Source organism: Streptococcus oralis, from assembly GCF_001075675.1.
GTDB classification, from domain to species: Bacteria; Bacillota; Bacilli; order Lactobacillales; family Streptococcaceae; genus Streptococcus; species Streptococcus oralis_V.
The window spans coordinates 77,576-91,792 of the sequence record NZ_JUNW01000033.1 but is presented as its reverse complement, the minus strand read 5'-3'; the positions used below and the strand labels follow the sequence as shown (position 1 = coordinate 91,792).

Sequence of the window (14,217 nt, the reverse complement as noted above, 5' to 3'; positions counted from 1 at the left end):
AGTTTATAGTTTAATGCAAAGTGTAGCGATATAATCATTTCCATACTGTGATAATCGATGTCTTTTGTCACATGATTCATAAAAATCGATCATAGCGAGACCATTTTTTAGTTGTCCTCTAATCTGATTTTCTAAGGTATGGCTAAATTCATATCCATATTCTGGATTGATGGTGATTTTGCCTTCCTCTTCAAGCTCTATTGAATTAAAAGGGATTGAAAATTTTAACAGTAATTCCTCATCGGGTTTGTCCCATACAGTGTCAGCATCATACATGTAGATCCAAGGATTCATAAATCCGACCATTAACAAACCGCCCTTTTTCAATACGCGAGAGGCTTCTTTATACATGTTTTCTAAATCCTCTATGTACACATTTGAAACCGGATTAAAAACAATATCAAAGGTTTCATCTTCAAATGGAAATGGTTTTGTCATATCGCCTTGAACGGTATTGATTTTTAAACCTTCTCTTTTAGCAACCATTTCATCTCTTTCTAATTGTGATTTAGAAAAATCCATGATGGTGACATCATAACCTTTTGCAGCAAAAACGGGACCCTGCTGTCCACCACCACAAGCTAACCCTAATATCTTTTTCCCGTTTGCTTTTTCAAACCATTCTATCGGAACTTTTTTCCCAACAGTTAAGGCAACAGAAATTGGATACTTTCTAGCTTCTTCTAGTTCTTCATGTGTCAGTGGCTCAGTGTAGTCATTTTTTACATTATTCCATCTATCTTCATTTAATTCTATATAATCATTCATCTTACAATCTCCTCGTAATTTTATATGATTTCGATTTCAGGTGAATCAGTTGCCATTACATTTTTTTCACCTCTACAAATTCTAATTTACCAATTTTCGCCCATCTCATTATATCACTTTTCCACATTTTCTCATTTACTCAAGCTAAATATCAATTTAATGGATGATAGAATTGCTCTCTCCTTAACTTCTCATGCAAGTCGGTTATTTTCTCCTAGTTTCTCACGATTACATCCTTTGGCTCAAATTTTTCAATAAAAAAAGAATTAAGTAAAACAGTTTTCACTCAAGTAGTGATTCAGTGTTTTTCTTAATTCTATAGCTCCAAACTAGGATTGTTTTGTCTTGATACTCTTCGAAAATCAAATTCAAACCACGTCAGCTTCACCTTGCCGTACTCAAGTACTGCCTACGGCTAGCTTCCTACTTTGCTCTTTGATTTTCATTGAGTATAAAATGATAATAGGCACCCAACATCCCTGCTGTATTTTGGTGATGGGCAAATTCTAATCGTGTTTTTTCAGCTAGGCTTGGTACCAAGGCGGCCTTCAAGGCTGCGCGAATCTTCGGTTTGAGGATAGCTTCTTGCCCCATGATACCGCCACCGAGAATGACTACTTCTGGATTGGCAACGTAGCAAATATTTGCCAGACCTTTTCCTAGATAGTCTACCATGCGGTCAATGCCAGCCATACAGATCTTGTTTCCTTCGGTAGCTTCCTTGAAAATGCGTCGGCCATTCCACTGATCAACTGAATCTCCATGAGCTGTTGCTACATACTCAACCAAGGCTGTGGTAGAGGCGAGGTCTTGGAAAGCTCCATCCTGCATATGCATATAGCCAACTTCGCAGGCTGAATTGCTAAATCCATGGAAAACTTTCCCATCCATAATCAAGCAACCACCGATACCGGTTCCAATGGTCAAGCAAAGTGTGATACTCGCTCCCTTGCCTGAACCAGATACTGCCTCAGCCAGACCTGCACAGTTGACATCATTTTCAATCTCACAAGGGATATTAAAGCTCGTCTCAATTTCCTTCTTGAACTGAGTTCCTGCATAGTTGGGAATCTGAGGACCAGCGTAGAAAATCTCACCCTTATCTGGATCCACCATCCCAGCAGAAGAAATGGCAACACCTGCTACTGGGCCTTTTTCTAAATAGCTGGCTACGATATCTTTTGTCTTTTGTAAGATATGAGGACCACCCTTATGCGCCTCAGTTGGCATTTCATGCGATTCAACAAGTTGGCCTTCTTGGTCAATCAAACCATATTTGATGTTGGTTCCGCCGATATCAATTGCAACGTAGTGTGTCATAATTACCTCCTTATGGATTAGAGGAAGCGCTCCTTGGTTTCACGAATCAAGGCTGCAGCTGCTTCTACAACTGGTCGATCTTCTTCGGTCACTGGTGTAAGTGGAGAACGAACTGATCCGATGTTAAGTCCTTCATTGATTTTCAAGACTTCTTTAATGACACAGTACATATTTCCATGAGCTGCAGTTAATTTACCGATGATAGCGTTGATTGCATACTGCAATTCACGCGCTGTCTCAAGGTCTTTGTCCGCAATCAATTGGTTGAGTTTCAAGAAGAGTTCTGGCATCGCACCATAAGTACCACCAATACCAGCTTTGGCACCCATGAGGCGACCACCTAGGAATTGTTCATCTGGGCCATTAAAGACGATGTGGTCTTCTCCACCAAGGCTGACAAAGGTTTGGATATCTTGAACTGGCATAGAAGAGTTCTTAACACCGATAACACGAGGATTCTTCAACATTTCAGTATAAAGACTTGGAGTCAAAGCAACACCTGCCAATTGAGGAATGTTGTAAATAACGTAATCTGTGTTTGGTGCTGCAGCACTAATATCGTTCCAGTATTTGGCAACTGAGTATTCAGGCAAACGGAAGTAAATTGGTGGGATTGTTGCGATGGCATCTACTCCCAAGCTTTCTGCATGACGAGCCAGTTCAATACTATCTTTGGTATTGTTACAAGCTACGTGAGCAATGATGGTCAATTTACCTTTGGCAACTGCCATAACTTCTTCCAAGATCAATTTGCGGTCTTCTACGCTTTGGTAAATACACTCACCAGAAGAACCATTAACGTAAAGTCCTTGAACTCCTTTATCAATAAAGTATTGAACCAAGGCACGTGTACGTTCTGGACTTACTTCACCCGCATCATCATAACATGCATAGAAGGCTGGAATGACACCTTCATATTTTTTCAAATCTGACATAGATTTTCTCCTAAGATTTCTTTTTTTCTGCTGAGAGCAGTTCTATTTTTTACAAGTTTAGTATACACCTTGTGAAAATCGCTTTCAATATCTTGTATACACTTAGATTTTAGTTTCTACCTGTATTTTAGAAACTGTAACGATTGAAAGTAGTTTCAGAAACACCTCATCCTACTGGTATTTGGCGAAAATTTTCTCCATCAATCCTGCTTGGAGAAAGACCATCAAACCAAAACCAAAGAGGATAAAGGCTGACCCACCCAAAAGGAGAGTGAAGGCGGATAGATAAAGAACCATCACTATGAGAAAGAGAATGGCTAACATGAGGAAGAACCATGGAAAGTTAAAACTTGCCAAGATAAGCCCTTTTTGCAACACTTCTTTCCAAGACAAATCATAGCGCGCAGCGATGGGATAGCTAGCCAGCATCACGAGAGTGAGGAAGATGAGAATCCCCAAACAAATAGCTTTCACAAGCTGGAAAGGCAAAGCGGTCTGTCCCCAGAAGAGATAGAGATCTAGAAGGCTTAATGACACAATGCCCAACTCTAACAGACCTAACTGAAGCCCCAGTTTCAGATTTTGCTTGAAAGCTCTTAGATAGGTTCTGAAAACAGGTACTCGCCTGCTTCTCTTAATCTCAAACATGGTTTCATAGAGGCTGATTTTTGCCACTCCAATCGTCACAATGGGCAAACAAGAGACGACAAAAAGAAGATTGACTGTCACGATATCCAAGACCTTCTCACTGAAACGCATGAGAAAATTATCTGTATCAAATGCTGCCTTGATAAGGCTTACTCCTTTTTGTGCCATGTCTGCTCCTCCTGATTCTTTTAATCAATCAAAATTTTAAAGAGATATTTGCGAACCTTTTCTTCCATCCCTGCGTAGCCATTTGGCTGATGAGGTTCTCCTGGGAAGAAAATCGCAAAATTGTGGTAGCCCAACAAGAGTGGGTAATGTTCATGACAATGGACAAAGCCAATGTCGCTCACTTCGTCGAATGCTACTGCCTCGTCTTTGATACGTGAACCGTAGCTCGAATATTCATGTCCTTCTACCAGCAAATGCAGGTCTGCATAGTTCTTATGATGCTCAAATTGATCATTTTCAGCTTGATTGAGGACATTTTCCTGCACAACTAGAAAGACCTTGTCCCCGTCAATCTCATACTTACCGAGTTCGAAAGAATCCTTACGGTGCTGATAGAGATAGTCGATAGCCTTGTCTAGATTGGGATGGATTCCTTTGTAAAAGGCGATGTTTTTCAAATCGTCAAAAATCATACTGTTTCCTTCGTTTCTGATAGTTACTATTTTTCAGTTCCGAATTATCCTTTCTCTATTTCCCTATAAAAGTGCGGACGGAAGCAAATTCCTTAGGAATTTCATTCCTAATTTTTGAGCCTTTTGCTCTTTCATCGTCAGTCTCAAAAATTCCGTCTAAGATAAGCCTAAGATGCTTATCTTAGATACCACTAAAGCGGAAAATAGTTACCATAAAACGAACCTACTCTAACTAGTATCATGAAAAGAGTTCATTCTTAAGTTTATAAGTGTCTGACAAAACTTCACGAAGTAACTGCATACTCTCCATTTTGTAGACACTTATAACTCTGTATTCTCTTATACTCAATGAAAACCGAAGAACAAACTAGGAAGCTAACCGCAGGCAATACTTAAGTATAGCAAGGTGACGCTGACCTTGTTTGAACTCGATTTTCGCAGAGTATTATCCTTTAACAGCTCCCATAGTAATACCCTGTGTGAAGGATTTTTGGAAGACAAGGAAGACTGTTACGATTGGCACGGCTGCAAGAGCTGCACCCGCCATGATCAAACCATAGTTGGTCGCCATTTCGGCCTGCATGGTCGCAACCCCGAGTGAGATGGTCAAGTTTTGACGTGAAGTCAACATAACCAACTGCATAAAGTAGTCGTTCCAAGTATTGATGAAGGTAAAGATCGCAAGGGCTGCAAATCCTGGTTTCACGATAGGGAAGGCTACGCTCCAGAAGGTGCGAATTTCACCACAACCGTCGATTTTAGCTGATTCAAGCAATTCTGTTGGAATATTTTCACTGAACTGTTTCATGAGGAAGACCCCAAATGGCCATCCAATCAAAGGCAAAATCACTGCCCAAAGGGTATCGTGAATTCCCATGAAGTTGACGATACGTACCAATGGTACAAGGACAACTTGTTTTGGAAGAGCCATGGCAGCGATAAAGACTGCAAAGAGGATGCGCTGACCATAGAAACGTTTTTTAGCCAAGACATAACCTGCTAGAGAAGAGGTTGCGCAGACTAGGAACATGGTTACTAGTGAGATAAATACAGAGTTCCACATCCACTGCATAGCAGGGTTTTGCACCATGAGTTGTTGGAAGTTCTCCATGGTTGGCATTTTAGGGAACCACTGCGGCGGAATCATAATGGTATCAGGCTGTGATTTGAAGGCCCCTGTCAAGATCCAGTAGAATGGAAAGATGAACAGCACGGTCAACAAGAGCAAGATAATCGTTGAAATAACAGTAAAAGCTGTTAAAGGGTTCTTTTGTGTAGGTTGCATAACTGTCTCCTTTCTTTAGTATTCTACGTCGTTTCCGAGGATCTTGAATTGAGCAAAGCTGACAATGGCAATCATCACTGCCAAGAAGACACCGATGGTATTTGCATAGCCGTATTCTGTCAATTGGAAGGCTTTTTCGTAAAGGTAGTACATCAAGGTACTTGTTGAGTAGTTTGGACCACCAGAAGTCAACAACTGAATCAAAGCGAAACATTGGAATGAGTTGATAGTCGTAATAATCGCGATGTAAAGAGTTGTTGGAAGAAGGCTAGGCCATTTGATCTTCCAGAAGACTTGGAATTCAGTCGCACCGTCTACACGCGCTGCTTCAACAAGTGAGTTGTCAATATTCCCCATGGCAGCGATATAAAGAATAATCGGTTGACCAACAGATGTTGTCAAAAGGATAATCATAATCGCTAGCAAGGCCCAGTTTTTGTCACCCAGCCAAGAAATGTTTTGGCTGATGATGTGGCTTGACTTAAGGACAAAGTTTAGAATCCCTGATAGTGGGTCATAGATCCATTTCCATACAACCGTTACGGCAACACTACCTGTAACTACAGGAAGGAAGAAGACGAAACGATAGAAAGAACGGGCAATGGCATTTTGATGATAGGTTTGAGATGCTACAAAGAGCGAGAAGAGAACCACAATCGGAACAGATCCAATAACCAGGATAACGGTATTGATCAAAGACTTCACAAAGACAGGGTCTTTAAACATGCGAATGTAGTTGTCCAAGCCCACAAACTCAAATTTCGTCATGGAGTAGTTAAAGAAACTTGTAATGAATCCCATAATCATAGGAGCCAAGACAAAGATGACAAAGAAGAATAACACTGGTGCTAGGAAAGCGTAGGAAATCACTGTTTCCCGCATACGAATTTTATTGACTTTCACAGTCGGCACCTCTCTTTCAAATAGAATAGTTTTTGATTTTCTTGAACTGTTTTAAAACCAAAATGAAATTTTTTAAGATTCGCTTATGTAAGAACTTCATTTTAATTTCGTGACAGTTCCTACCATTTCAAACAAAAGTCCCCCTTTTCTTACACCGTAGTGCACAGGGAAAAGGGGGAATCAATCTGACTTAGTGCTTATTGTTTTGTAGCTTTTTTGATGGTTTCGTTAGCTTTTTCAGTGAAGACTTTCAAAGCATCTGCTGGTTTTTCGTCACCATTTGATACAGATTGCAACATTGGGAACCAAAGTGTTCTCATTTCAGCAAATCCATCGATAGTGTTGTAATATGGTGAGTAGTATTTAGTCCAGCCACTGATTGTTTCCATACGTTTGTCTTCATAAAGTTTGCCAAATGAAGTACGAACTGGGAAGGCACCTGTACGAACAACGTCTTTAGGTCCCCATTCTTTGTCATCTGCGATGAATTGAACGAATTTCTTAGCAGCTGCGATTTTCTTATCGTCTTTGTTGTTAAATACTGCAAATCCGTTTACAAGGTATTCAAGAGATGGTTTACCAGAGTCTGATGGGAATGGTACTTCTACCACATCTACCTTACTTGCTTCCAAGAGTTTCGCTTGGATACCGTTTTGAGCTGGAGCCCAAAGGATTGTGTATGATGTTTGACCGTTCGCAAAGTTTTGGATGTCTGCCCCACCGTCAAATTGTGAACCATTGTTCAACAAACCGTCTTTAATCCAGCTAGCCGCTTTTTCAAGACCTTTGACGAATTTAGGATCGTCAGTTGTATATTTGGTTACGTCTTTGTCTGTTACAGAACCGCCATAAAGGTTTGCGATGAAGGCACGTGTTCCTTGGTCTCCCCCTTGACCAGAACTGAACAATGAACCTGGAGTGTAGCCTTTATCTTTAAGCGCTTTCAAAACTTTTTCAAAGTCATCAGTTGTCCAACCTTCTTTTACAAGGTTTGCAACTCCAGCATCTTCCAACATCTTCTTGTTCATGGCCATATAGAATGGTGCTGAACTGATTGGATACATGTAAGCTTTGTCTCCAGCCTTACTTGCTTGTACGATGTTTTCGTTGTTAACATCTTTGACGAATTCGTCTGTGAAGAGGTCGTTCAACTCAGCCAATTTACCATTTTTACCGTATTGGATGATACGTCCTGGTGCGTCAAAGAGTACGTCTGGCGCTGTTCCTGCTTCGATAGCTGTTGTGATCTTTTCTGGACCTGACTTGAAGTCGATGGTTTCCAATTTCACTTTTACATCTGGATTTGCTTTTTCAAAAGCTTCGATGATTGATTTTTCATAAGTTCCAACACCGTCACCCGTTTTTTCTTGTGTGAAGACTGGGAATGCCCACCAAGTGATTTCTGTTTTTCCGCTATCGCTACTAGAGCTTCCAGCATCTTTACTTCCACCAGAGTTACCACAAGCAGCAAGGCCAAGAATCGCAGCACCCGCAAGTACTGTACAAGCTAGTTTTCTAAATTTCATTTGTATTCTCCTAATTGATAAGCGTATCCATATTGGATAGTGAGTTTTTTAAATTTGTATACGTTTTCATTTTGTCCGACGCATCGACCACTCTCCTCTTTTTTGAGATTGTGTTATTTAAGACCGGCAACAAAGCGTTCCGTAATCTCTTTTGGTCTAGTAATAGCTCCACCAACCACGATACCTCGCACCCCATATTCAAGGATTTGCTTAGCTTGTTCTGGTGTATGAATTTTCCCTTCAGCGATGACATCCACTCCTGCTTCACAAAGTTTTTTGATCAGTTCAAAGTCTGGACCATCTACTTTTGGACTATATGAAGTGTAACCTGATAGGGTTGTTCCAACAAAATCAATTCCTGCTTCAACTGCTGCTATACCCTCTTCAAACGTGCTGGTATCAGCCATTAAGAGTTGATGCGGATATTTTTCTTTGACTTGTCGGATAAAGTCCTGAATTTCCAAACCGTCGTAACGTTCACGTTTGGTACAATCCAGAGCAATGACCTCGATGTCTAGTTCAGCCAGTTCATCCACTTCTTTCATCGTAGCTGTAATGAAAGGCTCCTGTGGCGGATAGTCACGCTTGATAATCCCGATAATCGGGAGTTTCGTAACCTCCTTAATCTCCTTGATATCGCGAACACTGTTTGCTCGGATACCGACTGCTCCACCTTGCTCAGCCGCTTTGACTAGCAAGGGAATGACTCCTCCCGCTTCTGTATAAAGCGGTTCGTGAGGAAGTGCCTGGCAAGAGACAATGATTCCATCTTTGATTTGTTCAATCAAGGCTTCTTTGCTGATCTGTGGCATCCTCTTTCCTCCCTTTCTTGTTCTTATGGGCTTATTATATATCATTTGTTAAGCGCTTTCAATAGTTTGTGGTAGAATAGATTTCAGTTTCAAAACTATTTTATAGAACAGACTATCCTGAAAGTAGTTTCAGACCTCTTATGATTTCGAATCAAGCTGAATTTAATAAAGAAAGATAGCAGGCTGAAAAACCTGCTATCTCTTCTGAGACTTATTCAAATAGCTTTTGCTTATTATTCTTTTCTCTTCTTACCAAATGCAAACAAGGATAAAAGAACACCTGCAAGACCAAGGGAAAGCAGTGAGCTTGTTTCCTTGCTTCCTGTATTTGGAAGTTCATCTTGTTTAGCGGCTGGCGCTTGATAGGTCACATCTTGGACTAGAGACAGTTTGTTGTCTGCAGCTACTAATACTAGATTGGTGTCTCCCTTGTACTCTGGCACTTCAAGGACTGCTGCCTCAGCACCATTGACACCACCCTTATACTCTGGCAGGTCATTTGAAGCTGCCAAGACAAAGTTAGCACCTCCTCTATATTCCGGAAGCTCGTTTGAGGCTGCTAGAACAGCATTGACTCCACCCTTGAACTCTGGCAGTTCGTGGACTGCCGCTTCAACAGCGTTGACCCCACCTGTAAATTCAGGCTTATCTACTGTTGGAGCGGGTTCTTCACCTGCTGTTGCCAATGGACCTGTGTACTCTGGTACCTCTGACACAGCTGCTTCTTCTGCATTAACACCACCTGCGAATTCAGGGTTTTCTACTGTTGGAGCGGGTTCTTCACCTGCTGTTGCCAATGGTCCAGTGTACTCTGGTACCTCTGACACAGCCGCTTCTTCTGCATTTACACCACCTGTGAACTCTGGAACCTCATGGATAGCAGCTTCACTGCCATTAATACCATCGCTTAGTTTAGAGCCAGCTAAAGAAACTGGTAAATTGTGCATGCTTTCAATTGCACCCTCAGCTAGACCTGTAATTCTTTGACCCATATCCTCTGGATCTATTGTGAATAGGAGAGTTTTTGTATCGTACTGGGTCATAAAGGTTGCTGTCTTGCCATTTGCCAATTGAAGGGTCGGAGCCTTGTTTACCAATACTTCCGAATCGAACTCCATGGCAATAATACCTGGCCATTTTTGGATAGCATATTTTACTTTTGCTTCTTTAGGAGAAATTCTTTCCTTAGTCAAGAAATCCCAGTTAAATTTCTTAAAGGAAAGTGTGTACGGAACTCCTCCAGGAGCATGGTGTTCATATAAAAGTCCAAATTCATCTGGCCCGATTTGTTGAAGTGAGTTATAAGCATACTCACCTTCTTGAATCAAATGGTGGTGCAACCAAGTTAACTGGCCATCTTCTTCAACACGAGCCACTCGAATATAACCATTTTTACGACCTGGACCGTTCGCATTTGCCAAGAGAATATATTCTTTGCCATTTTGAACCGTGTGAGTCGCAGCCATTTGAACATAAACATCTGGCACGTCGTAACGTTCAACATTATTGTCCCAAGTTAGACCACCATCATGACTGGTTGCAACCTGTAGATCTCCTGTCAATCCACGCATAAAGAGTTTGAGGTCCCCATTGTTTAACTGAACAACTGAAGCTTCCGTATTTTGAGCATAATAATTGCTCATGGTGCTTGAATCAACCACTGTACCATCATAAAGTGTACGATTGTCGTTGACACCACCACCCATATGCCAAGTCTTACCATGGTCGTCTGAGTAGATGATTCGAGATGATTGAGAACCATTGAGGTGGTTAGCCCGGTTGGTCGTATAGACAGGAACGACGATTCGACCTTTATGTGGTCCAGTACGAAGGGTAATCCCCACTCCAGGACCTACTCCTAGGAATTTCATCCAATCGGCTTTGACCATAGGAGTAATATCTTGAGGCGCTGACCAGATCTTCCCGTCGTCATCGCTGTAAGACATCCATAGGTAGCTATCCTTCGCAATTCTAAATGGAGAAGTTTTGTTTGTTGTGAAGTAGATATTGCCCAGTAGCTGGTCACCCTTGTATAGATCACCCTTGTCGCTATAGGCCGGTTTAACAGGTTCTACAACAACACGGTAGTCTGTTGCTTTACCATCTGGAGTGTAAACTGTACCATTTTCTCGAATAGTATAAGCTTCCTGTTCACCTTCTCGATAGAGGAGTTGATAGGTTTTACCATTGATTTCTTTGTAGGCTTCTTCTTTTTGCGAAGACATTCCAAAGATTCCTTTTCCTTCTGGGAACATGTCATAAATGGCAAAAATGCGTTTGGTTTCAGGATCTTGAGTCAGGGTCATATCGATATTCACTGGTGAACCGATTGATGGATCAGAAGCCTTTGGATTGTCACGTAGGTTGGTAATAGTTACTCGATCTCCCCAAGTTTTACCATTATCTTCACTGCGTCTGATGACCATGCCGATATCACCCCAGTCACTCGAATGGAGACGGCGTTCATCTGCACCTGCAATCAGCGTTCCTTTATCTGTCTTGAGAAGAGCTGGGATACGATAACTCTTGATACCATCTTTGTTTGGTTGGTTATGCATTCCCCCTTCAAAGACATCTTCTTTCTCAGTGACTTTTGCGCCCTCAGGGAGTTTCTGTTCTAAATCACCTCTTTCAAATAATTGACTTCGTGTTTGAACTTCATCTGGGCTTAAAGCACGATCGTAAACAGTTAGGTTTCGGACTTGTAGATTTGAGGACCAAACTGTTTTCTTGCCCCGTTTGGTTGCTCCAAGTTGAGCTTGATTAACATCTGGCATATCTTTGATGAAGTTCCCAGATTTTAGACTTGTTCGAGATAAGACACCGTTCACATAGAGACGAACTCGACCATGAGGTAACTCCGCTGTCGGTTGTTCGACAGTAAAGGTCACGGAATTCCATTGTCCTGGGCGAACTTTCAAAGGAGCATCTGTATACTTATCATAGAACTGTTCCCCGTTAGCGCCACGCCCTTCAATAAGAGCTGTATTATCAAGGACCGACATAGTAAAGTACTCATTTTCCTTGGTGTCACTGGATACAGAGAAGAGATTGTAAAAGCGTGGAGCTGATGCATCTGGTTTGAACTCCATGTGAACTGTAGCATTTTTTAGTTGCTTTAGTTTGTCTAGTTCACTTGATAAATCGACTCTCTGACCATTTGCCGCATTGGTTTCAACATCTTCTTTTTCAAGGACAGGATTAGCATTTTTTAAATCTCTTGAGTAATAGTCACGAGGAATAGCACCCTGATCCTCTGATTCCTCTTCCTTATTTGCTTCTTCTGCAGGGGTTCCCGTAGAGGATGGAGTTTCTGATTCTGCACTCTCATTTTTTTTCAAATGATCTTGGTCCACCACAACGCCGTTGTCTTGAGCTGCTGCCAATTTGCCAGCCAAATCTTTATCCAAATGAGCAAGATCTCCCGAGGACGCTTCTTTTGGCAATTCTGATAAACCTTGACCAGGTTCGACAGTTTCTGTATTGGCTCCTGCTGCATTGGCTTGCTCTTGAGCTAAGACTGGATTTGCTCCAAATACCACTGTACCAATCACTACCGATGCTGCACCGACTGCAAATTTTCGAATTCCGTATCGCTGTTTCCGATTTAAAGATTTGTAATTCATGTTTGTCCTTTCATTTTTCATAAAATAAAGCGCTTTCTTTTTCTTTAAAAATTTTTATTGTCTCTCAAGAGACAAGTTTTACAAGAAAGTATCCAACTTAATGAGAGCTCCCAATCCTCTCCCATTTTCTGCTGAGCCCGAGTTTTTAACCACCCGGCAGCCTTTTTCCTCCTTTCACAAGTGACTTTTCCTTTATTATACAATAAAGTCTTATATTTATATCTGTGTTCCCACAGAATAGATTTTACTTTTAAGAATATTTTAATATTTTAAATTTTCTAAAAGTACTTTCAGGTTTTGGACATAAAAAAGAGAGCTTCTGGGCTCTCTCATTCATTATCTTACGTACTTAAAAGGAATTTCACTACCACAGAGCCAGTTATAAACCTGATCATTGACAAAAACATTCATGGCTTCGTGAGCATACTCAGGCATGATGCGATAGGCCTTTTCGCAGGTCAGACGGTTATAAATTGCAAACTGGGTAATAGGATAGCAGACATCGTCGTCCAAGCCCGTAATCATCTTGACCTCACCTTGAATGCGATGGGCAAGATTTTTCACATCGATATAGGCAAGGGTTGCCATGATTTCCTCCTCTGTTTCATGGAAGGGATCGTGAAACTTGAAATAACGGAAGAGTTCATCATAGGCTTCACTGGTATTGCCAATCTCAAGCACTCGTCTAAAGTCTGACAAGAAAGGATAGATGGCAACTGTTTTCTGAATCCGAGGATTGAGCGCTGCTGCAACCAGAGCTAAAGCACCGCCTTGTGAGGCACCATAGCTAGAAAGTCGCTTCTCATCCACCTGTGGCAGACTAGCAATAATTTCAACCAACTGGTAAATATCCAGATAAACATCCTTATAAAAGAGATGTTCACGACCCTCAACAGCACCACGGATGATATGCCCTTTCACCGTATTTCCTAGTGAAGAGCGCGAGCCGTCTTGCGAATAGCCCGACTGGCCTCGGACATCCATGGAAACAACACCGTAACCAGCCACAGTGAAGGCCAGCATGTCGGCCCAGTCCCAGCCACGTCCCATATAACCATGGAAATGGAAAATTAACGGAACTTTACCCTCAGTCTTTGGAAGAACGACACGTGCATAAACCTTGCCTTCATTGGTTCCTTCAAAAGTGAGCTCATAGCACTTGACTTGGGGAATATGGAAATCTCTTTCCTCCAACTGGTAGGCAGGAAGGACTGAAACTTTTTTGACCTCTTCATCCCAGAAAGCATCAAAGTCTTCTGGCACCTCATCCCGTCCTTTATAAGTCTTGATTTCTTCTAGTAAAGCTGGATTTTTCATAGCATGCTCCTTTAGTTTTGTAATCGCTATCATAACTCTAGCATATCTAGGAAAGCAATGCAAGAAAGAATGCTAAATAGAAAGTGATTTTAGATTCTCTTTCCTCAAACCTATCGTCTGAAAGTAGTTTTAAAAATAAAAAGAGCGTTTCCGCTCTCTGTGTATCAATAGGTGCTAGCTCCTTTCTCTAGTTTGACGGTTTGGAATTTCTTTTGGTAGGTTACTTTAATCGTCATGTGAGAGTCCTCGTTTCTTTTTGATGATTCTAGTATAAGGCCCAAACCTAAAAGCTAGCTTAAGTTTTCCTTAGAGAAAGCTTATACTCAATGAAAATCAAAGAGCAAACTAGGAAACTAGCCGCAGGTTGCTCAAAGCACTGCTTTGAGGTTGTAGATAAGACTGACGAAGTCAGTTACATATATAATCCAAGGCGACG

The 14,217-nt window shown here is 41.4% G+C and carries 11 protein-coding genes; all 11 read right to left on the bottom strand.

Annotated features, from left to right (window positions below; genetic code table 11):
• Positions 1–3: 3 nt before the first annotated feature.
• The 11 genes from ADM50_RS04625 to ADM50_RS04575 all read right to left on the bottom strand — a co-directional run bounded on the left by ADM50_RS04625 (position 4) and on the right by ADM50_RS04575 (position 13,781).
• Positions 4–768 (bottom strand): class I SAM-dependent methyltransferase, encoded by a 765-nt coding sequence (locus ADM50_RS04625; RefSeq protein WP_049484691.1) that lies wholly within the window; start codon positions 766–768, stop codon positions 4–6.
• Between the two features lie 423 nt (positions 769–1,191).
• Positions 1,192–2,088: an ROK family protein gene (locus tag ADM50_RS04620; RefSeq protein ID WP_049484690.1), complete on the bottom strand. Its 897-nt coding sequence runs from the start codon at positions 2,086–2,088 to the stop codon at positions 1,192–1,194.
• 17 nt (positions 2,089–2,105) lie between these two features.
• Entirely contained in the window at positions 2,106–3,023 is a 918-nt protein-coding gene (locus tag ADM50_RS04615) for a dihydrodipicolinate synthase family protein (protein WP_049484689.1), read from the bottom strand.
• A 171-nt stretch (positions 3,024–3,194) separates the two neighbouring features.
• Complete coding sequence (locus ADM50_RS04610) at positions 3,195–3,839, bottom strand: YesL family protein (RefSeq protein ID WP_049484688.1); 645 nt, start codon at positions 3,837–3,839, stop codon at positions 3,195–3,197.
• Positions 3,840–3,859: 20 nt separating this feature from the next.
• Positions 3,860–4,312, bottom strand: a complete 453-nt coding sequence (locus tag ADM50_RS04605) for a NanQ anomerase/TabA/YiaL family protein (RefSeq protein ID WP_049484687.1) — start codon at positions 4,310–4,312, stop codon at positions 3,860–3,862.
• Positions 4,313–4,757: 445 nt separating this feature from the next.
• Entirely contained in the window at positions 4,758–5,597 is an 840-nt protein-coding gene (locus ADM50_RS04600; RefSeq protein ID WP_049484686.1) for a carbohydrate ABC transporter permease, read from the bottom strand.
• Between the two features lie 15 nt (positions 5,598–5,612).
• Positions 5,613–6,479: a carbohydrate ABC transporter permease gene (locus tag ADM50_RS04595; RefSeq protein ID WP_161801140.1), complete on the bottom strand. Its 867-nt coding sequence runs from the start codon at positions 6,477–6,479 to the stop codon at positions 5,613–5,615.
• Between the two features lie 218 nt (positions 6,480–6,697).
• Complete coding sequence (locus tag ADM50_RS04590; RefSeq protein WP_049484685.1) at positions 6,698–8,026, bottom strand: extracellular solute-binding protein; 1,329 nt, start codon at positions 8,024–8,026, stop codon at positions 6,698–6,700.
• Positions 8,027–8,139: 113 nt separating this feature from the next.
• Positions 8,140–8,838, bottom strand: a complete 699-nt coding sequence (locus ADM50_RS04585) for an N-acetylmannosamine-6-phosphate 2-epimerase (protein WP_001135645.1) — start codon at positions 8,836–8,838, stop codon at positions 8,140–8,142.
• 233 nt (positions 8,839–9,071) lie between these two features.
• Entirely contained in the window at positions 9,072–12,464 is a 3,393-nt protein-coding gene (locus tag ADM50_RS04580) for an SIALI-17 repeat-containing surface protein (RefSeq protein ID WP_049484684.1), read from the bottom strand.
• A gap of 336 nt (positions 12,465–12,800) precedes the next feature.
• Positions 12,801–13,781, bottom strand: a complete 981-nt coding sequence (locus ADM50_RS04575) for an acetylxylan esterase (RefSeq protein ID WP_000795099.1) — start codon at positions 13,779–13,781, stop codon at positions 12,801–12,803.
• Between the last annotated feature and the right edge of the window lie 436 nt (positions 13,782–14,217).